The following is a 22199-nucleotide window of genomic DNA, read 5'->3' as shown; positions in this document are numbered from 1 at the left end:
GGCCAGGCGCTTTCCGGCCCGGCCTTCCCCTTCCGCCCCTGCCGCGCGCCGCCCTATTCCGCCGCCTGGCTCTCTATATGCGCCACCCGGGCTCCGGCCTTGGTGGAGGTCACCACGCCGAGCGACTTCAGCTTGCGGTGCAGCGCGGACCGCTCCATGCCAACAAAAGTCGCCGTGCGGGAGATGTTCCCGCCGAAGCGGTTGATCTGGGTCAGCAGATACTCGCGCTCGAACAGCTCCCGCGCCTCGCGCAGCGGCAGTGTGGCCAGCCCGCCCGAGAGCACCACGCGCCCGTCCTCTTCTTCCGAACTCTCGCCGCTCTTCAGCTCGCGCGCGTCGATGGGATCGGTGGTTTCGCCCAGAATGAGGGCGCGCTCGATGATGTTCTTCAACTGCCGGACATTGCCGGGCAGGTGCATCGTTTGCAGCAGGGCATCGGCCTCCTGCGACAGCTCGCGAATGGTAAGGCCCTGGCTGGCGTTGAACTCGGCGATGAAATGTCGCGCCAACTCGGGAATATCCTCGCGCCGTTCCTCCAGCCCCGGCACCCGGATCGGGACCACGTTCAGCCGGTGATACAGCTCTTCACGGAAGCTGCCGCGCGCAATCTCCGCTTCCAGATCGCGGTTGGTAGAGGAAATGACCCGCAGATCCACACGCACCTTATCGTTGCCGCCAACGCGCTGGAACTGCTGCTCCACCAGCACCCGCAGGATCTTCGATTGTGTGCCGAGCGGCATGTCGGCCACCTCGTCGAAGTAGAGCACGCCGCCATGGGCCTCTTCCAGCAGGCCCGGCTCCACCCCACGCGCGTCGCTCTCGCGCCCGAAGAGCACTTCTTCCATCCGGTCCGGCTCGATCGAGGCGGAGTTGACGGATACGAAAGGCGCCGAGGCGCGCGACGAATTTGCGTGGATGTAGCGCGCTGCCACTTCCTTGCCGGCGCCTGCCGGGCCCGTCAGCATCACCCGGCCGTTCGACTTGGTGACCTTGTCGAGCTGGCTCTTGAGCGCCTTGAAGGCCGTGGAGGTGCCGACCATGTCGGTCACACTCACTTCCTTGCGGCGGAGCTGGCTGTTCTCGCGGCGCAGGCGCGATGTTTCCATTGCGCGGCGGATTACCACCATGAGCTGGTCGATGTTGAAGGGCTTTTCGATGAAGTCGTAGGCCCCCTGCTTGATCGCCGCCACCGCGATTTCGATGTTGCCGTGGCCCGAGATGATGACGATCGGGATGTCGGGGTTGTCGCGCTTCACGGTCTTGAGGATGTCGATGCCATCCATCCGGCTGTCCTTCAGCCAGATGTCGAGGATCAGCAGCGCCGGCGGGCTCTCGTTGATTTCCGCCATGGCATCGTCGGAATTGCCGGCCAACCGGGTCTGAAAGCCCTCGTCGCGCAGGATATCGCCCACCAGCTCGCGAATGTCTCTTTCGTCGTCCACTATCAGAATATCGGTCATCTCTGCTCTTCCTTCCTTTCCTGTCATTCGGCGGCTGCGCTGACCTCGACGCTGCGCGGAAGCCGCACCACGGCCAGCGCGCCACGGTGCGCGCCTTCCGTGAAGGGCTCGGCATCGGTGAGGTCGAGGCTGCCGCCATGTTCTTCGATAATTTTCTTCACGATGGGCAGGCCGAGGCCGGTGCCCTTTTCGCGGGTCGTCACATAGGGCTCGAACAGGCGCCCGCGGTCTTCCGGCAGGCCGATTCCGTTGTCGGCGACTTCCACCACGGCCTCGCTGCCGTCGATGAAGAGCCGCACCCGGACTTCCGGCGCGTGGCCCTCCGGAGCGCCCTTTTCCTGAAGGCTCTCGATGGCCTCGCCTGCGTTCTTGATGAGGTTGATAAGCGCTTGGCTGACCATGGTTTCATCGAGGTCCGCCACCACACCGCCGGTGTCATCGGTGTACTGCAGAGCCTCGCCGAGGTTCTCGCGTTGCAGCAGAACCGCATCGCGCAGCACCGCGGCCAGATCCACCGGCTTGCGGTCAGGTTCCGGCATGCGGGCGAACTTGGAAAACTCGTCGACGATCCGGCGCAGGTCGCCGGTCTGGCGCACGATAACGCCGGTGAGCTGATCCAGGCTCTCGGCCTCATCGCCCGCCATCGGGGTGAACTTGCGGCGGATGCGCTCGGCAGAAAGCTGGATCGGGGTGAGCGGGTTCTTGATTTCGTGGGCGATGCGGCGGGCCACGTCGCCCCAGGCGGCCATGCGCTGGGCCGTCACCAACTCGGAAACGTCATCGAAGGCCACCACGTAGCCTTCGATCTCGCCTTCCTCGCCGCGTCGCCGGGCCATGCGCACCAGCAGCGTTTCCAGCTTGCCCTTGCGGTTGATCTTGATCTCTTCCCGGGTCACGTCCTTTTCGCCCATCCGCAACCGCTCCAGAAGGCCCGCGAATTCGGGCACAGCCTGCCCTATGGCCACGAGCGGATCGCTTTCCTCCTCGAGGTCGAGAAGGGTGTGGGCAGAGCGGTTCATGAACTGAACGCGCCCGTCCGGGTCCAGCCCGATGACGCCCGCAGTCACCGAAGAGAGCACCTGCTCGAACAGCCGCCGCCGCTCTTCGATCCTGGCCGAGTTATCCAGAAGTCGGTCGCGCTGGCCTTTCAGCTGCCGGGTCATCTGGTTGAAGATCCGGCCAAGCATGGCGATCTCATCATCGCCGGAATCCTCGATCACCCGCACCTCGAGGTCCCCCTCGCCCACCCGCTGCGCCGCGCCGGTCAGGCGCCCGACGGGGCGGCTGAGGCGCTCGGCAAACCACAGGCCGAGCCAGACCGAGGCAAGGATGAGGATGACGGCAAAACCGAGGTAGATCACCCCGAACTCGAACAGCCGCCGCCCGCGCTCCTGCTCCAGCTGGTTGTAGACTGTGACGGTTTCTTCGGTGTCGTCGAGCAGGCCCAGAAGCTGGCCGTCGACCTCGCGGGACACGTAAAGGTAGCGGTCGGGAAATGCCTGTAGCCGAAGCAGCGCGCGGAACTCGCTGTTCTCCCAATCTTCGATGATGACCGTCTCGCCTGTCCGCGCGGCCTCCAGCTGCTCTTCGGAGGGTTTCTCGAAATCGAAGAGATAGGAGCGCTCGCCACGCGCCCGGAGCTCCCCGCCACCGTCAATCACATAGGCCTCACGCAGGCCCCGCTGCACCTGGGCCTGTCCCTGCCCCAGCACCTGGCGTATCTGCCCGTCGGTCACCGCGCCGCGCGCTGCGCGGGCGACGTTGAGATAGCCCGCCAGCACGGCGGCGTCCTGTTCGAGATCGTGGCGATGCTCGGCCTTGTAGGCCTGTGCCGCCTCCAGCGAAGCGCCCACCACCTCGCGCACCCGGTCGGAAAACCAGCTTTCCAGCCCGAGGTTGATGGTGAGCCCGGCAAAGACCGCGACGAGAATGGTGGGCACCGCGGCGATCAGGGCAAAGACGCCGGTGAGCCGCAGGTGAAGCCGCGAGCCCGCCGACTTGCGGCGGCGCGCGGCCACCAGCTTGCCCACCTGCCACAGCACCAGGGCCGCGACGATGAGCACATAGACGATGTCGGCGAGGAGAATCGCGCGTAGCGCAGGCGAGTTTGCACCCTGCCCGAAGGGTCCGAGCGTCAGGTATGTTCCGATTGCCAGCGCCGGGCCGAGAACCACCAACGCGAGCGTCGCCGCGTTGCGCAAACGGCGCAATCTACGCAGTTTTACCAGGCGTTCCCACCCAAACGCTCGTGCGGAGGATCCCACCGCATGCCTCACATATCTTGTGCCCCCGAAGGGGCATACCGCCATATCCCGTGATCTCACCGGGGGTCTGAGACCCCTCTGCCACGGCTCTGTTGCCCTTTTACATCAATTTGCGGCGGCGTGTCACCTGAATATCGAGGTCATTTATCTTCTTGCGGAGGGTATTTCGGTTAATGCCCAGCAAATCCGCACACTTGGCCTGGTTTCCTCCAGTGGCATCGAGGGCGATTTCGATCAGCGGAAGCTCCACTTCCTTGAGAATCCTCGTGTAGAGGCCGGGCGGCGGGAGGGCGCCGCCATGCAGATCGAAATAGCGGCGCAGGTGCTTTGCCACCGAGGCCGAAAGCTTCTCGCCATCGCCGCCGCCGACCAGCGGTTCGATCTCGGGTTGGGAAGACAGCACCGCCTCCACGTCGGGCAGGCCGATCTGTTCTTCGGTTGCGGTCACGACAAGGCGGCGAATGGTGTTTTCGAGCTGGCGAACGTTGCCGGGCCAGCTGTAGGCGCGGATCAGTTCCATGGCCTGAGACCCGATGCGGCGCGGGGCACTTCCCGGCTCGGAGCGCGCAAGAAAATGCTCGGCCAGCAGCGGGATGTCATCGACCCGCTCGCGCAGCGCCGGCACGTTGATGGTGACGCCACCGAGCCGGTAAAACAGATCCTGCCGGAAGCCGCCGCCCTCCATCCGCTCCATCAGATTGCCCTGGGAGGTGGACATCACGCGCGGCGCGGTGTCTCCGAAGGCATCGAGCATCCGCACGATCCGGCCTTGCGCCTCGTCATCGAGATCGGCAATTTCGTCAAACAGCAGCGAGCCACCGCGCGCCCGGGCAACCACCTGCGCCGGCCCGTCGGCGCCTTGCAGATCACCGGGCGACACCACCACGAAAGGCAGGGTGCGCCGGTCGGAGAAGTCATGAATAGCCTTTGCTATCAATGACTTGCCAGTTCCACTCTCGCCCGTGATGAGCACCGGAAGATCGGTATTCATGACCTTGGCGACGAGCCGGTAAAGCCCCTGCATCTGCGGTGTGCGGCCGACGAGCGGCAGATCGCCATCTGCTTGCGGGGCCTCGGAGGCCTCCGATTTCTGCGAGGCCAAGCGCCGCTTGCTTTCCAGCGCGCGGGCCGCGCGCTTCATCAGGTCGGGCAGGTCGAAGGGCTTGGGCAGGTAATCGTAGGCCTCGGCCTCGGCGGCCTGGATTGCCGTCATGATGGTGTTTTGCGCCGAAATCACGATCACCGGCAGGCCGGGCCGCTCGGATGAGATTTTCGGCAATGTTTCCAAGCCGTTGCCATCCGGCATGACGACATCGGAGATCACCAGGTCGCCCTTGCCCTCCTCGACCCAGCGCATCAGCGTGACGAGCGACGAGGTGGCATGCACCCGACAGCCTGCCCGGGTGAGCGCCTGGGTCAGCACCGTGCGTATCGTGCGGTCGTCGTCAGCTACCAGTACCGTTCCGTCCATCGGTCGTTGCTCCTAGTAATATTCACTGTTGCTCAAATCGGGCGCCACCTGGAGCGACACCCGGAACACGGTTTTTCCGGGCACCGATTCCACCTGAATCCAGCCGTTGTGCTCGCCGATGATCTTGCTCACCAGCGCAAGGCCAAGGCCGGTGCCGTTTTCGCGGCCCGACACGAAGGGCTCGAAGATGTCTTCGGCGATCTCCTCGGGCAGGCCGGGGCCGTTGTCGGTGATTTCCACCTGAAGCGGTACCGCCGCGCCCTTGCCATCCTTGCCCCGCAGCCGCAGCGAAAGGTCATAGAACGTGCGGATCTTGATGGTGCCCTCGTGGTCAGGGCCCATCTTCGCCGCGGCCTCCGCAGCGTTCTTGAAGAGGTTGAGGAAGACCTGGAGCAGCTGGTCGGCGTCTCCCAGCGTGGGCGGCAGCGAGGGGTCGTAATCATCGGTAAACTTGATCCCGGCGGCATAGCCCACTTCGGCAGACTTGCGGGCCCGGTCGAGGATGTCATGGATGTTCACCGCCTTCATCAGCGGCGGGCGCACATTGCCGAATTGCTCGACCTGCTCCAGCAGCTTCACGATCCGGCGGCTCTCTTCCACGATCAGATCGGTCAGCTCCAGCTCCGACTTGGGCAGGTTCATCGAGATGAGCTGCGCTGCCCCGGTGATCCCGGCCAGCGGGTTCTTGATTTCATGGGCCAGCATTTCGGCCATGCCGATGGCACTCTTGGCGGTGGCGTGAACCGAATGGGCGCGGCCCAGCTTGCCGGCGATTTCGCGCGGTGAAATCAGCATGATAAGGCGCTTGCTGTCATCATTCAGCGGCGCGACCTGGAGGTTGCAATGCATCGGCGGGCGCTCTCCGGTGCCCACCTCGGCGTCATTCACGAAAAGGGCCGACTGGTTTTTCCGGACCCGCTCAAACCCGCCCTCCAGCGGCGCGGCCACCATGATCTTGTCCCAGACGTGGTGGCCTTCAAGCGAGCGCAGGGAGGTGTTGAGGAAGGTCTCCGCCGCCGGGTTGATATCGACGATCCGATCCTCTTCATCGAGCAGGAGCGCGGGCATCGGCAGGGAAACCCAGATGATGTTCTCGTCCACCATCAGGCCGCCTCGCTCTGTCGGGCCGGGATATCGGCGATAAGCATGCGCACCTGACGCGTATCTGTTTCAGTCAGGATCCGGCGGCGCAGGGAGCCGGGTGTGCCGCAGCTGTCCATGTACCAGCCGAGGTGCTTGCGGGCGACGCGGTTGCCCAGCTCGGGGCCATAGAAGGCAATCATCGCATCGTAGTGATCGAGGATCATTCCGGCCAGCGCGGCGCCCCTCGGGATGTCGGGCGCAGGCCCCTGCCCCAGCGCATGGGCGATTTCCGCCAGCCGCCACGGGGCACCCTGGGCACCACGGCCCACCATGACCCCATCTGCCCCCGACGCCTTGAGGGCCGCGCGGGCCGAGGCGGCATCGGTGATGTCGCCATTTGCGATCACGGGGATCGAAACGGCCTCCTTCACGGCCCGGATTGCGCCCCAATCCGCCCCGCCCTTGTAGAACTGGCAGCGAGTGCGGCCGTGAACGGTGACCATGCGCACCCCCGCCTGCTCGGCGCGGGCAGCGAGCTCTGGCGCGTTGATCCGGTCGTCGTCCCACCCCAAGCGGCACTTGAGCGTCACCGGCACGCTGACCGCGTCCACCACGGCCTCGATCAGCGTGAGCGCATGGTCGAGATCCTTCATCAGGGCCGAGCCGGACAGGCCGCCCGTCACCTTCTTGGCGGGGCAGCCCATGTTGATGTCGATGATCTTTGCGCCGTTGTCCTCGACCATCGCGGCGGCGCGAGCCATCCATGTGGCATCGCGCCCGGCGAGCTGAATCGAGGTGGCCTGCTCGCCATAGCCCAGTTCGGCGCGTTCGCGCACGCCGGGTTTGGCCTGCACCATTTCCTGGCTCGCCACCATCTCCGACACCACGAGCCCTGCCCCGAAGCGTGCCACGAGTTGGCGGAACGGCAAGTCGGTGATGCCCGCAAGCGGGGCGAGGAGGACCGGTGGGGCCAGATCTATGTTTGCCACGGAAACGGACAAATGCTTAATCCTTGAGCAACGCCTGCTACATATCGGACGGTTCGCGCCGAATTGCAAAGAGTTGGGCAGCGGTTTTAACGCTCCAGACACCAACCGCCCATTTTTTGTGCGGTTCATACCGGCCAAGGGCTTTGTATTGCCCCGGCTGGCGGCAGGGATTAGAGGGAACGGGTGCCAGCAGACACCCCCCATATTGCCGCGCTCATCGTGGCTGCCGGGCGCGGGACCCGCGCTGGTGGGGGGATTCCAAAGCAATACCAGAGCCTTGGCGGAATGCCGTTGCTCAGCCGCACGGTGGCTGTTTTTGCCGCGCATGAAAAAGTGGCAGCTGTGGTGGTGGTGATCGGAGAGGGCGATGGCCCGTTGGCCGAGGCGACGCTGCCGGAGGGTGTGGCGCGGGTCACAGGCGGCGCGACCCGCGGGGCGTCGGTGGCAGCCGGGCTGGCGGCGCTGCCGGAGGGAGTGAGCCACGTGTTGATCCATGACGGCGCCCGCCCGCTCGTGTCGAAGGCGCTGATTTCACAGGTGATTCAGGCGCTGGAGGAGTCGCAGGGCGCGGCCCCGGCGCTGGCGGTCACGGATGCGCTTTGGCGCGCAGGAGACGGCGCTGTCACGGGCATTCAGCCGCGCGACGGGCTCTGGCGGGCACAGACGCCTCAGGGGTTTGCGCTGGAGGCCATCCGGGCAGCCCACGCAGCATTCGAGGGCGTGGCGGCGGATGATGTGGAGGTGGCACTCGCGGCGGGGCTGGCGGTGGCGCTGGTGCCGGGCGAAGAGCGGAACATCAAGGTCACGCACCCAGGCGACTTTGCCCGCGCGGAACGGATTTTGAAGGAAGATCAGATGGATATGCGGGTTGGCAACGGGTTTGACGTGCACCGCTTCGGGCCGGGTGACCACGTGGTGCTCTGCGGTGTCACCGTGCCCCACGGCCGCGGACTTCAGGGGCATTCGGATGCGGATGTTGGCATGCACGCGGTGACCGATGCGATCTATGGCGCGCTGGCGGAGGGGGACATCGGGCGGCACTTCCCGCCCTCGGACCCGCAGTGGAAAGGCGCGGCGAGCGAGATTTTTCTCAAGCATGCCGTGGAGTTGGCCGGTGCGCGCGGGTTTCGGCTGGGCAATGTGGACCTCACGCTGATCTGCGAGCGCCCGAAGATCGGACCGCACGCGGGGGCGATGCAGGCAGAGATGGCGCGGATCATGGGCTGCGACGGGGGCCGCGTTTCAGTGAAGGCGACCACCTCGGAGCGGCTTGGATTCACCGGGCGAGAAGAGGGAATCGCAGCCATGGCGACGGTTGTTCTGGTGGCAGCATGAAGGCGATAACCCACGGAATAGCCACGTTTTTCTGGGTCGGCCACCTGCGGCCCGCTCCGGGCACCTGGGGCTCGCTTGCCGCACTTCCGGCGGGCTATGCGATTGCCCATTACACCGGATTCTGGGGCCTTCTGGTGGCCACGATCACGGCATTTGCCCTGGGGCTCTGGGCGACCGGCGAGGAGACGCGAGGCAAGGCCGATCATGACCCGTCCGAGATTGTCATCGACGAGGTGGCGGGCCAGTGGATTGCCTTGTTTCCAGTGGCTTACGGCGCCGGAATGATGGGAGCCGACCTGTGGCGGCTTTGGCCCGAGTGGGTCGCGGCCTTCCTGTTCTTCCGTCTTTTCGACATCTGGAAACCCTGGCTCGTCGGCTGGGCGGACCGGCGCGGCGATGCGCTGGGAGTCATGCTCGATGACGTGATCGCCGGGGTGTTTGCCGCCGTGGTGGTGACCCTCCTCGCCGGGTTGGCGCATGGGGTGCTGATGTGAGCCGCGTGGCGGAACTACTTGATATGGCACGGCAATCCGGCGTCATGATCGCCACTGCAGAGAGTTGCACCGGGGGTTTAATCGCCGGGGCGTTGACGGAGGTTGCAGGCTCGTCGGACGTGGTCGACCGTGGCTTTGTGACCTACTCAAACGCCGCCAAGCGCGACATGCTGGGTGTGAGCGAGGCCACGCTGGAGGCCCATGGCGCGGTGTCGGAAGAGGTGGCCGCCGAGATGGCGCGCGGCGCGCTGGAGCGCTCGGCTGCCAGCCTGGCCGTGTCGGTGACCGGCATCGCCGGACCGGGCGGATCGGAGCACAAGCCGGAGGGGCGCGTGTGCTTTGGGCTGGCCTCCGACGCAGGTGTGATCACAGAAACCATGGAGTTTGGCCCGATTGGCCGCAGCGCGGTGCGGCAGGCCACCGTTAACCATGCGATCGAGCTGCTTATATCTTCAATTACCAAAAAATAACAGCACGTTACACGCCCTTCTTCACCCCATACAATTCTTCCGCCCGCTTCTCGAAAGCCCGCACGATGCGCTGCATGGCCTCGTTGAAGAACATCCCCGCCGCGCCTTGCAGGATGCGGTTCTTGAATTCGAAGTCCACCTCGAACTGCACCTCGCACCCGCCCTTCACATCCTTGAACTGCCAGACCGAGCGCATGTGCTTGAACGGCCCGTCGATGTAGCGCGTCTCGATCCGCTTCACCTCACGGAACAGCCAGACCCGCGACAGGAAGGTTTCACGAAAGACCTTAAAGGAAATGACCAGGTCGGCCTCCATGATCTCGCAGGGGCCGAAGCGCTGCTGGCCATGCTCCAGCTCACCCTGGGGCACCTCGCGGCGGGAGCGCACGCGGGCCGCCGCCGTCCAGGGCAGAAACTTGGGGTAAGACCCGACATCAGCGACCAGATCGTACATTTCCTGAGCGGAATAAGGGAGTTGTCGGGTTTCGGCGTGGCGGGTCATGGGGCCTGTAACATGGCGAAAGATTGGGCCATGATGAGCCTCAACGCGCCGGAGAATGCAAGGGGGAGCCATGCCGCAGCGACCGTATGTCATCGACCAGATGATCTCGGCCAAGGCCATTGCCGCACGGATCGAGGAGCTCGCGCGCAAGATCGAAGCCGAGTTCAAGGGCACCGACAAGCTGGTGGTGATCGGCCTGCTGCGCGGCTCCTTCGTGTTCATCGCCGATCTGGTGCGCGAGATGGACCTGCCGCTGGAGGTGGATTTCATCGAGGCATCCAGTTACGGCGACGCGATGGAAAGCAGCAAGGAAGTGCGCATGCTCAAGGACTTGCGCGGTGAGATACACGGGCGCGACGTGCTGGTGGTGGAAGACATCGTCGACACCGGCTTCACCCTGCATCACGTGATCCACATGCTGAAGGCGCGCGAGCCCGCCAAGCTGCGCACCATCGCCCTGCTCGACAAACCCTCCCGCCGCGAGGTGGATTTTGCCGCCGATTTCATAGGCTTCGAGATTCCCGACGAGTTTGTCGTGGGCTATGGCATCGACTATGCGCAGCGCAACCGCGACCTGCCCTATATCGGCAAGGTGCGTTTTACCGACGAAGGTTAATTTCGCGCCGTTAACCCTGGAAAGCAGAGGGCAACACCCCCGTGCACAAGTGATGCACAACCCATGCACATGTCGGATGACATAGAGCGGATTAATCAATGCACCGCGCGCCCCTGTGATCACGGCTATTCGGCCCCGATGGCCTCGGCGAAGCGCTTGGCGGCGTCTTCTTCTTCCACCGTCAGGTATTCCACCAGCGGCTCGCAGGTCTGGATGAAATTCTCGCGGTCCCGGTCGGCGGCGTTGTTGATTCCCCAAAGGCAATAGCCGTAGCCCTCGACCGGGTCTTGCCACCAGCCCTCAGTGGCGGTGACGAACTCGCCAAGGTTGATGCCCGCAAGCGCCAGCCCGCCGTTCACCGCCTGCCGAAAGGCGATATAGGCGGCCTCGGGGTTGGGGGCGCTGACCATGCCGTGCTGGTTGAAGAGCGCCACCGCGTTCCAGGCCTGCGAATGGCCGGCCAGCGCGGCCTCGGTGTAGAGTTCGAGTGCCTTGGCGAGGTCTTCCTCCACCTCCTGTCCCAGCCGGTAGTAATTGCCGAGGTTATAGAGCGCGTTCCGCTCGCCCGCCTCGGCGCCGATGGTGAAATACTCGACCGCCTTGGCGAGATCCTTCTCGACGCCTTCGCCGCGCTCATACATCAGCGCCAGCCCGTTGCCCGCTGCGCCATACCCGGCGTCGAGCGCCTGCTCATAAAGCGCGCGGGCCTTGTCGAAATCCTGCGGCACGCCCTCGGCGCCATACTGGTAGAGATGGGCGAGGTTGTGCATGGCCTTCACGTGGCCCTGGGCGATGGCCTTCTCATACCATTCGACGGCGGCCACCGGGTCTTTCTCGGCGCCCTCGCCGTCTTTCAAGGCAATGCCATAGACGTTCTGCGCATCGGGGTGGCCGGCCTCGGCAGCGGGGATGAGCACTGTCATCGCCAGATCCCAATGGCCGTCGTTATAGGCGACGCGGGCCGCCTCCACCTCTTCGGCGGTCTGGGCGGCAAGCGGGCTGGCGAGAAGGCAGAGGGCGAGAGTTGTGGCACGCATGGGCGGCTCCTTTCGGATGGTCGAATCTTAGAGTGTCTTGGCGATTTCGGCAGCTTCGGCGCGCTGTGGCGCGGTGAGCGCAGCAGATTGCGCCTCGCAGGTGGGCGCGATGCGGGGGTGCTCATCGCTGTTCGCGACGGCGAGCGCCCAGAGGCAAAAGGCATGGCCCCGGACCGGATCATGCCACGGGCCGGGGCGGGCATCGGTCGACAGGAACTGCGAGAGAAGCTGGCCCGCATAGGCATAGCCCTGGGCCTGAGCCTGCTGATAAAGGGCCAGCGCGCGGGCGTGGTCTGGCGGGGTTTCGAGCAGGCCGAAATCGAGCATCTGGGCCAGCGCGGTCAAGCCGCGCGGGTGGTTGGCGGCAGCGGCCTCCTCGAAGAGTGCGCGGGCGCGGGCGCCGTCTTGCGCAACGCCGTCGCCGCGAAGGTAGAGGCTGCCGAGGTCGACAAGCGCCTCGGTATTGCCCTCGGCGGCGGCATAATGCGCGGCGGCACGGGCGTAATCGACCGGGGTGCCGAGACCCAGCTCATGCATCTGCCCGAGCGGCCCGTGCGCATAGGCCAGCCCGGCCTCGGTGGCCTGCCGGAAGAGCGCCAGCGCGCGGGGGTGATCCGGCCCCTGCCCCTCCATGCCCCAGCGGAAGAGCTGGGCGAGGTTCAGCATGGCCAGCGGGTTGCCCTGCGCGACGGATCTTTCATACCAGGCGATGGCGGCAGCGGCATCGACCGGGCGACCGCGCCCGTAGTGATAGGCGTTTCCAAGGGCGTTCTGGGCCGCCGCATCGCCCGCCTTGGCCGCCGGGTCCAGAACCTCCAGCGCGGCCCCGAACTGCCCGTCCCGAAACAGGGCCCGAGCGGCCTCCACCTCCTCGGCGGATTGGGCCGCAAGAGGCAGGGCGAACAGGAGGCTGAGGGAAACGGCTGCACTGCGGAGCAAGGGATGTCCTTTGAATATCGACCAAAAATTCAGCTTCACTGTAACAGCCTGCCCGCATGAGGGAAGTGAAAGAAACTGTCATGCAAGGCAGATAACATCTGAGCGAGCAGCCGCCTGCCGCCAAGGAAAGCGCTTGTCGAAGTGCGCGCGCGAAGGTCAGTCTGTGCGGAACCGCACCAAGTGGCTGCGGAAATGACGAACAGGAAGATTGCGTCGGGTGAGGTAGCCTGATCGCGGTTCAACCCACAGTTGGAGGTTTACATGAAGATCACAGCCAAGCGCGTCGGCCTTGTCCTTGCCGCGAGCCTCGCGGCCAGCAGCGCCTTTGCCGCCAGCCATGCGATGGAGCAGCAAAAGGCCCGCGAAGACCTGATGAAGGTGATGGGCCAGAACCTCGGCGTTCTGGGCAAGATGGCCAAGGGCGAGGTGGATTTTGACGGTGCCGCCGCCGCCGCCGCCGCGGATGCGCTGCACGAGGCCGCCGTGAAGGTGCTGGCCGACGACATGTGGGAAGAGGGCATCGACAGCATGTCGGTCGACGACAGCCGCGCCCTGCCCGAGATCTGGGCCAATTACGACGACTTCAAGGACAAGGGCGCCACGCTGATCGCCGCCATCGAAGGCGCACAGGCCGCCACGGGCGAAGGGTTGCAGGCAGTTCAGGCCTCGATGGGAGACCTGGGCGGCGCCTGCGGCGGCTGCCACAAGGTTTACCGCGCGCCGGAAGAGTAAATGCATCCGTTTTTTCGCTGGATCATCGCGGTGGCGCTCCTGGGCGCCGCCGTTTTCTGGGTCGTGACCATCCCGGGTGACGTGGATGAGGAGGCCCTGGCCGGGCTGGAGGGCGACCCGACGCGCGGCGAAGGCCTGTTCTGGGCCGCTGGCTGCGCCAATTGCCACGCCGCGCCGGGCGCGGAGGGCGAGGCCAAGCTGGTGCTTGCGGGCGGGCAGAAGTTCCCTTCGCCCTTCGGCACCTTCCTGGCGCCCAACATCAGCCCCTCGGAGCAGGGCATCGGTGGCTGGAGCCTGCCCGACCTCGCCCGCGCGATGGTGAAGGGCGTGGGCCGCGAGGGCGAGCATCTTTACCCGGCCTTCCCCTATAACTCCTACGACATGGCCGAGATGCAGGACGTGGCCGATATCCACGCCTACCTGCAAACCCTGCCGCCCGATGCCACGCCGAGCCAGCCGCATGAGGTGGGCTTTCCGTTCAACATCCGCCGCAGCCTCGGGGGCTGGAAGATGTTGTTCATGCGCGAGGGCTGGCAGGTGGAGGATGACCTGACCGACGAGCAGCTGCGCGGGCGCTACCTCGTCGAGGTGATGGGCCATTGCGGCGAGTGCCACACGCCGCGCAATGCGCTCGGCGGCTGGACGAGCGACTGGCTCGCAGGCGCGCCCGCCCCCGATGGCAAGGGGCGCATCCCCAACATCACCCCCGGCGGGCTGGACTGGTCGGAAGGCGATATCGCCGAATACCTGAAAAGCGGCTTCACCCCAGAGTTCGACACCGCGGGCGGCGAGATGGCTGTTGTGGTGGAGAGCACCGCGATGCTGACGGACGAGGATCGCGCTGCGATTGCCGCCTATCTGAAGGCGGTGCCGCCGGTAGAGAACTGACCGCGGTCACATTGCCGCGGCCTGTTCATTTTCTTGCTCTAAATATCTCCGGGGGGTGCGGGGGGCTGGCCCCCCGCTCCAACGGCCCCGCCCGAGCCGAACGCAGGTGGGGTGGCAACCACCAGTTGCTCACAGCCCGTCCAGCGCTTCTTCAAGGGCCGCCCAGAGCGGCTCCACCGGCTCGCAGCCCACGGAGAGCCGCACGAAACCCGGCGCAACGGCATCGCCCCAGCGGGCGCGGCGCTCGGCGGAGGAATGGACGCCGCCGAAGGAGGTGGCGGGGCGCAGAAACGGACAGCCATCGATGAAGCGTTCGGCGGTGTCCGCGTCTTTCAGCGTCACCCCGATAAGAAACCCGTTGGTCGCCATCTGGCTGGCCGCCAGGTTTTGCGCGGGGTCGCCCGGCAGCCCGGGGTAGCGGCAGAGCGCCACGACGGGATGGGCGGCAAGGCGCGGGGCGAGGGCCTCGGCGTTGGTGCACATGGCCGCAAAGCGCAGGTGCAGGGTTTCGAGGCTGCGATGCAAAAGCCAGGCCTCGAAGGGGCCGGGGATGCCGCCCGCGACGGTGCGCCATGCGCCCACGCGCTCCATCAGCGCCGCGTCGCGGCTGGCGACATGGCCCATGAGGGTGTCAGAATGCCCGCCCGGCGCCTTGGTGTCGGAGGCCACCACCACATCGGCCCCCAGCTCCAGCGGGCGCTGGCCCAGGGGCGTCATGGTTGTGTTGTCCACCACCGTCACGCCCCCTGCCCCGCGCACCTCGGCGCAGGTGGCGGCGAGGTCCACCAGATCGAGCCCGGGGTTCGAGGGCGTTTCGATGAAGACCACGGCGAAGCCCTCGAACCCGCCCTCGGCAAAGCCAACCGTGGGCCGTTCCACCACTTCCACGCCGAGGCCCTTCAGGAAGCCGTCTGCCAGCTTGCGCACGTTGTAATAGCCGTCCGACGGCACCAGCAGCCGGTCGCCGGCCTTTAGCGTGGCGAAGAGCGCCGCCGAGATCGCGCCCATGCCGGAGGGGAAAAGCAGCGCGGGCGCGTCTTCGAGGTGCGACAGCAGGTGCTCGGTCGCCTCCCATGTCGGCTGGTCGGAGCGGCCATAGCCCGGCACGCCCCCCGGCTCGCCCGGCAGGTGATACATCGACGCCAGGGTGATCGGCGGGGCGATCGGATCGCCCTTGGCGAGGGTCTGGCCCCTCAGGTGAAGGAGTTCGGCGGCTTTGGTTTCAGTCATATCGGGCCTAGCGGAGCGGGAAGGAGCAGGAGAGCAGCCGGTTCATCGCGGCCTTGCCGTCGGAGAGGGCGAAGCGGGCGAGAAGCTCGGTGTGGGGCGAGGCATCGGGCTGGGCGACGAAGAGCGTGGGGCCGGTAATGTCACCGGTGAAGGCGCGCATCGCGTCGAGGCTGGGGAAGTCATGGGTGAAGCGCGGCACTTCGTCGGACCCCGACAGGCGGCCTTCGAGCGGGCTCGCCTTCATGCCGGAGGGCGCGAAACCGAGCGCGACGGGGCCGTTGGGCATCGGGAGGGTCGCCCGCCCGCCGGGGGTGAGAATGAGTACGAGACGGAAGCGCGACTTGCGGCGGTTGTGATCCCACATCGAGAGGATCAGCCGGTTGCCGATCTCGTCACGGGCGTGCAGCTCGCAGCGGCCTACGCCGGGCGCGCGGGCGGAGTGCTTTTGCAGCGTCCAACCGGTGGCGGAGGCGACGGAGGGGAGCAGCGCGAGGGCAAGGGCGGCGAGGAACCTTGTCATCGGGTGACCTCCGGCAGGGGAGCGCAGGCCAGAAGCCCGGCGAGGGCTTCATCGGCCCCATCGGTTTCAAAACCCGCCAGAACGCCCGCCTCGGGGTGGAAGATCGTCAGCCGCCCGGAGCGCGTGGCGAGCAAGAAGCGGCCCGCGTCCTGCGGGGAGGCGAAGCTGTGGGTGAAGCGCCAGAAGGCGGCATCAGGGGCGAGCGTGCCCTCGAGCTGCACGGCGGCGGCCCCGGCAGGGCGGAAGGCGATGGCGGTGTCGCCATCGGGCAGCGGCAGCAGGTCGCGCAGCGTGGCGGAGAGCCAGAGGTCGAGCGTGAAGGGCAGCGGTTCTGGCGCGGTTTCGACCAAGGCAGGCGCGGTGATCGCCAGCGCGGCGCCTTCTTCGGAGGTGAGGCTGGCGGTGCAGGTGGCGGCGTCGGGCTGGATGTTAAGCGCCCAGCCCGACGGAGTGCCTTGTGCCATGGCCGGAAACGCCAGCGACAGGCAGAGCGCCAGGCCGGGCAGCCCCGGCGCGGCGCGGAGCGGTCCTCTCACGCCATCCCCAGCTTCTTCAGCCGGTTCTCCCGCAGGCGCGCGAAGTCATCCCCCGCGTGGTAGCTCGACCGGGTGAGCGGGCTGGCGGAGACCATGAGGAAGCCCTTGCCATAAGCCGCTTTTTCGTAGGCGGCGAATTCTTCCGGCGTCACGAAGCGGTCGACCGCGTGGTGCTTGGGCGTGGGCTGGAGGTACTGGCCGATAGTAAGGAAGTCGATATCGGCGGCGCGCATGTCGTCCATCACGGCGTGGACGGCCTGCTTGTCTTCGCCGAGGCCGACCATGATGCCGGATTTGGTGAACATCGTCGGGTCCAGCTCCTTCACCCGTTGCAGCAGGCGCAGGGAGTGGAAGTAACGCGCGCCGGGGCGGACCTCGGGGTAGAGGCCGGGGACGGTTTCGAGGTTGTGGTTGAAGACATCCGGTTTCGCTTCGACGACCACCTCCAGCACCGCCGGGTCGCAGCGGATGAAGTCGGGCGTGAGGATCTCGATGGTGGTACCGGGCGCCTGCTTGCGGATGGCGCGGATCGTCATCGCAAAGTGCTCGGCGCCGCCGTCTTCCACGTCATCCCGGTCCACAGAGGTAATGACCACGTGGTTCAGACCGAGCTTTTTCACAGCATCGGCGACCCGGCCCGGCTCGAACACGTCGAGCGCCTCGGGCGGCTTGCCGGTGGCGATGTTGCAGAAGGTGCAGGCGCGGGTGCAGACATCGCCCATGATCATCATGGTGGCGTGGCCCTGGCTCCAGCATTCGCCCGCGTTCGGACAGGCCGCCTCTTCGCAGACCGTCTTCAGGCTGTTCTCACGCATGATCTTCGCGGTGGCGTGGTAGCCCTTCGACGTCGGCGCCTTCACCCGGATCCAGTCCGGCTTTTTCGGCTGCGGATTGTCCGGCTTGCGGGCCTTCTCGGGGTGGCGCAGGCGGGGCGGTGTCTGATCGTTCATCTGGCTTGGCCTTTCGGGGCGCGTCTTGGGTCTAGATAGCGCGTGGGCCGCGTGGGGGAAAGGGTTTGCCGCCGGGCCCATGCAGCGGGTGCAGGGCTGGGTCACGCCTGGCGGGTCCAGAGGTGCGCGACGTTCATTAGCCCGGTGCCCGGCTCGCGCTCGCGGCAAAGCTCGACGAAGCCTTCTCGCCGGTAAAAGCGGCGGGCGGCGCGGTTTTGCTCGTAGGACCAAGCGATCAGGCGGGGTTGGCCCGAGCGGGCGAGATCGAGCAGCGCCTTGCCGATGCCCCTGCCCCGCGCCGCGCGGGAAACATAGAGGCCGCAGAGGTGGTGATCTTCGCGGTTGGCAAAGCCCACAATCGCGTCGCCCTCCTCGGCCACCCAGGTGGGGTGCTGGCGAAAGACCTCGGCCCAGAAGGCGGCCATCGGGGCAAGCGCGTCCATCGGGTCGATCCAGTCGGAGACCTCCGCGCCCCAAGCGCGGATGATCCGGGCGTAGGCGGTCGCGTCCTCGGACGTGGCGGGGCGGTAGGTGACGGACATGGGCGCAGGTTAGGACGCGGGAGCGCCATGATCCAGACGGGAGGCTCGGGGCGGTGGCCATGCGCAGGGCGCAGGGCTGGGTGCGAGGCGGTTGCGGGGCAGTTGGAATCGTTCTAGGCAGACCGCAGGAGGAGCGCTGCCCCGACGGGGTGGCAGATCGGATGAAACAGGTCCGGTCGGTGCCCTCCTATGGGCCTGACTGGATGAACTTTGCGAGGCAAGCCCATGAAAACCGGAATGAAACTTCCTGACGTCACCTTCCACACCCGGGTCCGCGACGAGGCCGTGGGCGGCCCCAACCCGTTCCGCTGGGAAGACAAGACCACCGCCGATTACTTTGGCGGCAAGCGCGTTGTGCTGTTCTCCCTGCCCGGCGCCTTCACCCCCACCTGCTCGACCTACCAGCTGCCCGGTTTCGAGAACGGCTTTGCCGACTTCCAGGCCGAAGGTGTCGACGCGATCTACTGCATGAGCGTGAACGACAGCTTCGTGATGAACCAGTGGGCCAAGGCGCAGGGGCTGGAGAACGTGGCCGTGATCCCGGACGGCTCGGGCGAGTTCACCCGGCGGATGGGGATGCTGGTGCGCAAGGACAACCTCGGCTTCGGCCTGCGCTCGTGGCGCTATGCCGCCGTTGTGAAAGACGGCGTGGTGGAAGCGTGGTTCGAGGAGCCGGGGCTCTGCGACAACCACGGCGAAGACCCCTATGGGGTGAGTTCGCCAGAGACGGTGCTGGCCTGGCTGAAGGAGGCGAACGCGGCCGTGGCTGCGTAAGCCGGGAAGACCGGAGCGGCGGGACAAGTCCCGCCCCACGGGCGCGGGGGAGACCTCGCGCCTTTTTCTTTCTTTTGAGGGGTTCGAAAATCGTGTTGGTCGGCTATGAGCCCGTTTTGCCGCCTGGACCCGCGCGGAATCAAGGCGAAGCCGCCGCGCAGCGCCGTCCCGCCCCCTGGGGCGGCGCTTGGCTGCCGTTGGCGCTGAGCTCCCAGGGAAGAAGGTGCTTGGCTACCATAAAGCGCGCCGCTCATCAGGTCGGGCGCCACCCCGCGGGACGGCGCTGCACGGCTTGCGGATCAATGTCTGCTTCGTCCGCAAGGCGGACCAACACGATATGCGGACACCCCCATTTCTTTTGCGGGGGGGAGAAGTCGGGATACGTCCCGACCTACGCGGTCAGCGCCCGCCATGCGGGTTCGTCCACGCGCCTCAGCCGCTCCAGTGCCGCCACCGCCTCGGCACGATACGCGGCGCGGCTCTTTTCCTTGACCTCTTCCACCTCGGCCACCAGCGCGTCGATCTCCGGCAGCGGCGTGCCCGTGGCCGCTGACAGTGCCTTCAAGGCCTCCAGAACCTTGCCGAGCTGAGTGCCGTAGCTGGCGACTTCGGTTTGGATCTCCTGCTCGATCTCGGGGATGCCGGCGATTTCGGGTGACAGGATGCGCGGCACGATCTCTTGGGTGACATCGCCGGAAAACGGGGCCTTCAGGATCGGCGCCCAGATGTCGAAGGGGTGGGTCATGGCAATTCTCCTCGTGAAATGAGGAAAAGCCTGCGGCCCCTGCCCGGCCCGTCAAGCGGCAGCCCGCCGGGCGCACACGGTTTCACGACGGGTTCACACGGTGGCGCGGAAGGCGGCGGCGCGGTTGGGGGGGATTGCCTCAATTTCCAGCCCGGTGAATACGTGGAGCGTGCCGAGGTCGTCATCCACAACCGCATGGTCGGAGACCCAGCCGCCGAGCATGAGGAAGCTGCGCAGAAGTGGCGGCATCTGGAGGGTGGCGTTCCGTTTGTCGGGGGTGTGCGCGGGCAGATCGGCGAAGCGTTGCACTTTCGCGGCCTTCACTTGCGGCAGCAGCGCGGCGGGGCCGGTGTGGCGGGCGCGCAGGAGGGCAAGCGCATCCATGTGCAGCACCGGATCGATGCCGTGGAAGGAGGAGCAGCCGAAGAGAAAGCGGACGCCGTGGCTGTCGATATAGTCGGTCATGCCGACCCAGGCGGTGCGCAGCACATGCGGGTCGCCCCGAAAGGCCGGGTCGATGCAGAAGCGGCCCATCTCCAGCACCGGCCCCGCGTAACCGGCCAGCGGCGCGGTGTCGTAGAACTGGGAGGTGTAGCCGGTGGCAATGTCTTCACCGCCGGTGAGGCGCAGCAGGCGGAAGGCGCAGGCGAGCTTGCCGGCGGCCAGATCCTCGACGACCACGTGCATGGCACGGGCATCGAAGCTGTCGGTATCGGCGGCGCTGGCATCGCCGCGAAACAGCCGGGCGCGCAGGGCGAAGACATCTGCCAGGTCGGCCTCACCGGCCAGCCGCACCCGGTAACGGCCTTTTGTCAGCGCCCTCATCTGCCCGGCCTCCCCGCGTGATTGCGAAATCTGGGTGTGCCCCTAGATATGGTTGGGCGCGACGATAGGCGCAAGATATGACGGGAACATGGAGGGAGCCGGATGGCCGAGATCGAGAAGAGCGATGCGGAGTGGCGGGCGCAGTTGAGCGACCTTGCCTATAAGGTGACCCGCAAGCACGGCACCGAACGCGCCTTCACCCATGATGATTTTCCGAAGGATCCGGGCACGTTTTTCTGCACCTGCTGTGGCGCGCCGCTTTTTGACCAGGGTCAGAAATTTGACAGCGGCACCGGCTGGCCGAGCTTCTGGGCGCCCAAGGAAGGGGCCGAGGTGGGTGAGAGCGTGGACCGCAAGTTTTTCATGACCCGCACCGAGGTGCATTGCGCCCGTTGTGAGGCGCATCTGGGCCATGTCTTCCCCGATGGGCCGCAGCCGACCGGGCTGCGCTATTGCATCAACGGCGTGGCGCTGGAGTTCGAGCCGGAGGCGTGAGGCGCATGGGGTGCGCCATAAATGCGCACCCTATGTTGGCGGGACGAGCACCGGGCGGCGCAGCGCAAGGGTGCGGCGGGCCTCGTCGCTGTGGCCGAGCTTCATCAAAACATTGGCGTAGGTCAGCTCCAGCAGGTCGCGCTGGGCGCGGCTGCCGCCGAGGCGCTGGGCGGTGGGCATGACCCGCAGCAACTCTTCAAGCGCCTCGGTCCATTCGGCGCGCGCCACATTGCCCCAGGCCAGCGCGACGGGGCCGATGAGATCGGCGGCAAAGCCCTTGCTGGCCTCAACCAGCTTTGCCAGCCGCGCCCCCTCGCCCGCCATCGCGTGGCCGAGTGCGGCATGCAGGTCGGCAAAACTCTGGCCGGGCTCGGGGAATTTCTCGGCGGCGTAGTCGCTGATCGCGCGCCAGCGGGCCGGGTCCACCTCGAAACCGGCCAGTTCGGCGCGATAGAGCAGCGCGGCGGTGTCGGTCAGAATGTTGATGGGCAGGCCCCTGGAGCCGCCGGGGCCAATCTGGGCATCGAGCAGAGGCCAGAGCGCCTCTGCGTCGCCGTCTTCCAGCGTCCAGAGCGCAAGGTGCCAGCTGAGGTGGCCGTGGAGCAGCGCGCGGCTGTCATAGCCTGCCAGCCAGTCGGCGAGAATCGCGCGCCCGGCTTCGGTGTCGCCCTCCTCATATTGGGCGTGGGCCCGGAAATGCGCGCCATGGGCGTTGGCGGGGTTGAGCGCGAGGGCCTTTTCCATGAGCACCTGCGAAGCGTGGATCTGGCCGGTTTCGCAGAGCGAGAGTGCGTGCATCGACATCATCCACCAGTCGCCGGGGTACTGCGGCAGCAGCGCCTCGGTGAAGGCCAGCAGTTCGGCCTCGCGCGCAACCTCGCCGGAAAAGCCGATGAGCCCGAAGACGTTGGTGCACAGTTGGGCGATGAGCGCGTCACGCGGATGGGTTTGCACATGCGCCTGCACAGCGGCACGGCATTCGGCGGCGCGGCCTTGGAAGAGAAGGACAAGAATGCCGATATGGCTCGCCTCGCGGTCGCTCGCGGCAGCGGTGCATCCTTGCGCCTTTTCCAGCGCGGTGCGGGCCTCTGCCATCCGGCCCTCCATCATCAGCGCGCGGGCCAGGGCGGCGTGGCCGAGGGCGAATTCGGGGTCGGCGGTGACGGCGGACCGGAAGTGATCGGAGGCGCCATGGGCCGCGGCGAGGAAGGCCGTTAGCCCGGCGTCATACCCGGCGACGGCCTCGGGGCTGCGGGTGGACAGCGCGTTTCCGTAGAGATCCTGCTGTGCCATTCGCCCCTC

At 66.4% G+C, this 22199-nt stretch carries 24 protein-coding genes; 8 read left to right on the top strand and 16 right to left on the bottom strand.

Features of this window, described 5'->3' with window-relative positions:
* Positions 1 to 53 precede the first annotated feature (53 nt).
* The 5 genes from ntrX to dusB are packed head-to-tail and all read right to left on the bottom strand — an operon-like array spanning position 54 to position 7267.
* Entirely contained in the window at positions 54 to 1460 is a 1407-nt protein-coding gene (ntrX, locus tag DYI42_RS03340) for a nitrogen assimilation response regulator NtrX (RefSeq protein WP_213544503.1), read from the bottom strand.
* 23 nt (positions 1461 to 1483) lie between these two features.
* Positions 1484 to 3769, bottom strand: a complete 2286-nt coding sequence (locus DYI42_RS03335; protein WP_213544502.1) for a sensor histidine kinase — start codon at positions 3767 to 3769, stop codon at positions 1484 to 1486.
* 55 nt (positions 3770 to 3824) lie between these two features.
* On the bottom strand, positions 3825 to 5195 hold the full coding sequence (locus DYI42_RS03330) for a response regulator (RefSeq protein WP_213544501.1): 1371 nt from the start codon (positions 5193 to 5195) through the stop codon (positions 3825 to 3827).
* 12 nt (positions 5196 to 5207) lie between these two features.
* On the bottom strand, positions 5208 to 6299 hold the full coding sequence (locus DYI42_RS03325; protein WP_213544500.1) for a two-component system sensor histidine kinase NtrB: 1092 nt from the start codon (positions 6297 to 6299) through the stop codon (positions 5208 to 5210).
* Positions 6299 to 7267, bottom strand: a complete 969-nt coding sequence (dusB, locus tag DYI42_RS03320) for a tRNA dihydrouridine synthase DusB (RefSeq protein WP_440870616.1) — start codon at positions 7265 to 7267, stop codon at positions 6299 to 6301. Before dusB ends, DYI42_RS03325 begins: the two co-directional genes overlap by 1 nt.
* Positions 7268 to 7450: 183 nt before the next feature.
* Here dusB and DYI42_RS03315 point away from each other — a divergent pair, with 183 nt between their 5' ends.
* From DYI42_RS03315 to DYI42_RS03305, 3 genes are read left to right on the top strand one after another with little or no spacing between them, the layout of a single operon-like run.
* On the top strand, positions 7451 to 8602 hold the full coding sequence (locus DYI42_RS03315) for a bifunctional 2-C-methyl-D-erythritol 4-phosphate cytidylyltransferase/2-C-methyl-D-erythritol 2,4-cyclodiphosphate synthase (protein ID WP_342344598.1): 1152 nt from the start codon (positions 7451 to 7453) through the stop codon (positions 8600 to 8602).
* A complete protein-coding gene (locus DYI42_RS03310) occupies positions 8599 to 9096 on the top strand; it encodes a phosphatidylglycerophosphatase A family protein (RefSeq protein WP_213544498.1) in 498 nt (165 codons plus the stop codon). Before DYI42_RS03315 ends, DYI42_RS03310 begins: the two co-directional genes overlap by 4 nt.
* Positions 9097 to 9119: 23 nt before the next feature.
* Entirely contained in the window at positions 9120 to 9566 is a 447-nt protein-coding gene (locus DYI42_RS03305; RefSeq protein WP_213544497.1) for a CinA family protein, read from the top strand.
* Between the two features lie 7 nt (positions 9567 to 9573).
* Here the strand turns inward: DYI42_RS03305 and DYI42_RS03300 are convergent, their stop codons facing one another.
* The gene (locus tag DYI42_RS03300; RefSeq protein WP_213544496.1) at positions 9574 to 10068 is read right to left on the bottom strand and encodes a type II toxin-antitoxin system RatA family toxin; all 495 of its coding nucleotides are present in this window, start codon (positions 10066 to 10068) and stop codon (positions 9574 to 9576) included.
* A 70-nt stretch (positions 10069 to 10138) separates the two neighbouring features.
* Between DYI42_RS03300 and hpt the strand changes: the two genes are divergently transcribed.
* Positions 10139 to 10684, top strand: a complete 546-nt coding sequence (hpt, locus tag DYI42_RS03295; protein ID WP_213544495.1) for a hypoxanthine phosphoribosyltransferase — start codon at positions 10139 to 10141, stop codon at positions 10682 to 10684.
* Positions 10685 to 10809: 125 nt separating this feature from the next.
* Here hpt and DYI42_RS03290 read toward each other — a convergent pair whose 3' ends face one another.
* Positions 10810 to 11721, bottom strand: coding sequence for a tetratricopeptide repeat protein (locus tag DYI42_RS03290; RefSeq protein ID WP_213544494.1), 912 nt, complete (start codon positions 11719 to 11721; stop codon positions 10810 to 10812).
* A gap of 27 nt (positions 11722 to 11748) precedes the next feature.
* The gene (locus DYI42_RS03285; RefSeq protein ID WP_213544493.1) at positions 11749 to 12660 is read right to left on the bottom strand and encodes a tetratricopeptide repeat protein; all 912 of its coding nucleotides are present in this window, start codon (positions 12658 to 12660) and stop codon (positions 11749 to 11751) included.
* Positions 12661 to 12921: 261 nt separating this feature from the next.
* On the opposite strand from DYI42_RS03285, the gene DYI42_RS03280 reads away from it, so the two are divergent.
* Together DYI42_RS03280 and DYI42_RS03275 are read left to right on the top strand one after the other, a co-directional pair.
* Positions 12922 to 13392, top strand: a complete 471-nt coding sequence (locus DYI42_RS03280; protein ID WP_213544492.1) for a c-type cytochrome — start codon at positions 12922 to 12924, stop codon at positions 13390 to 13392.
* The gene (locus tag DYI42_RS03275) at positions 13393 to 14280 is read left to right on the top strand and encodes a cytochrome c4 (protein ID WP_213544491.1); all 888 of its coding nucleotides are present in this window, start codon (positions 13393 to 13395) and stop codon (positions 14278 to 14280) included. It begins immediately after the preceding gene.
* Positions 14281 to 14409: 129 nt separating this feature from the next.
* Here the strand turns inward: DYI42_RS03275 and DYI42_RS03270 are convergent, their stop codons facing one another.
* The 5 genes from DYI42_RS03270 to DYI42_RS03250 all read right to left on the bottom strand — a co-directional run bounded on the left by DYI42_RS03270 (position 14410) and on the right by DYI42_RS03250 (position 18058).
* A complete protein-coding gene (locus DYI42_RS03270) occupies positions 14410 to 15510 on the bottom strand; it encodes a cystathionine gamma-lyase (protein ID WP_213544490.1) in 1101 nt (366 codons plus the stop codon).
* Between the two features lie 7 nt (positions 15511 to 15517).
* Entirely contained in the window at positions 15518 to 16030 is a 513-nt protein-coding gene (locus DYI42_RS03265) for a hypothetical protein (protein WP_213544489.1), read from the bottom strand.
* On the bottom strand, positions 16027 to 16566 hold the full coding sequence (locus tag DYI42_RS03260; protein WP_213544488.1) for a hypothetical protein: 540 nt from the start codon (positions 16564 to 16566) through the stop codon (positions 16027 to 16029). The genes DYI42_RS03265 and DYI42_RS03260 overlap by 4 nt, the downstream gene beginning before the upstream one ends.
* A complete protein-coding gene (gene lipA, locus DYI42_RS03255; RefSeq protein WP_213544487.1) occupies positions 16563 to 17516 on the bottom strand; it encodes a lipoyl synthase in 954 nt (317 codons plus the stop codon). Before lipA ends, DYI42_RS03260 begins: the two co-directional genes overlap by 4 nt.
* A 101-nt stretch (positions 17517 to 17617) precedes the next feature.
* The gene (locus tag DYI42_RS03250) at positions 17618 to 18058 is read right to left on the bottom strand and encodes a GNAT family N-acetyltransferase (protein WP_213544486.1); all 441 of its coding nucleotides are present in this window, start codon (positions 18056 to 18058) and stop codon (positions 17618 to 17620) included.
* 225 nt (positions 18059 to 18283) lie between these two features.
* Here DYI42_RS03250 and DYI42_RS03245 point away from each other — a divergent pair, with 225 nt between their 5' ends.
* Positions 18284 to 18832: a peroxiredoxin gene (locus DYI42_RS03245; protein WP_213544485.1), complete on the top strand. Its 549-nt coding sequence runs from the start codon at positions 18284 to 18286 to the stop codon at positions 18830 to 18832.
* A 391-nt stretch (positions 18833 to 19223) separates the two neighbouring features.
* Here the strand turns inward: DYI42_RS03245 and DYI42_RS03240 are convergent, their stop codons facing one another.
* Both DYI42_RS03240 and DYI42_RS03235 read right to left on the bottom strand, forming a co-directional pair.
* Positions 19224 to 19577 (bottom strand): hypothetical protein, encoded by a 354-nt coding sequence (locus tag DYI42_RS03240; protein ID WP_213544484.1) that lies wholly within the window; start codon positions 19575 to 19577, stop codon positions 19224 to 19226.
* 93 nt (positions 19578 to 19670) lie between these two features.
* On the bottom strand, positions 19671 to 20402 hold the full coding sequence (locus tag DYI42_RS03235) for a GNAT family N-acetyltransferase (RefSeq protein ID WP_213544483.1): 732 nt from the start codon (positions 20400 to 20402) through the stop codon (positions 19671 to 19673).
* A 102-nt stretch (positions 20403 to 20504) separates the two neighbouring features.
* Between DYI42_RS03235 and msrB the strand changes: the two genes are divergently transcribed.
* Positions 20505 to 20897: a peptide-methionine (R)-S-oxide reductase MsrB gene (gene msrB / locus DYI42_RS03230; RefSeq protein WP_213544482.1), complete on the top strand. Its 393-nt coding sequence runs from the start codon at positions 20505 to 20507 to the stop codon at positions 20895 to 20897.
* A gap of 30 nt (positions 20898 to 20927) precedes the next feature.
* Here msrB and DYI42_RS03225 read toward each other — a convergent pair whose 3' ends face one another.
* The gene (locus DYI42_RS03225; RefSeq protein ID WP_213544481.1) at positions 20928 to 22190 is read right to left on the bottom strand and encodes a tetratricopeptide repeat protein; all 1263 of its coding nucleotides are present in this window, start codon (positions 22188 to 22190) and stop codon (positions 20928 to 20930) included.
* Positions 22191 to 22199 lie beyond the last annotated feature (9 nt).

This window comes from Vannielia litorea, from assembly GCF_018424695.1.
Classification (GTDB): domain Bacteria; phylum Pseudomonadota; class Alphaproteobacteria; order Rhodobacterales; family Rhodobacteraceae; genus Vannielia; species Vannielia litorea_A.
The sequence above is the reverse complement of the archived record's forward strand: the minus strand, read 5'-3'. Positions and strand labels throughout refer to the sequence as shown.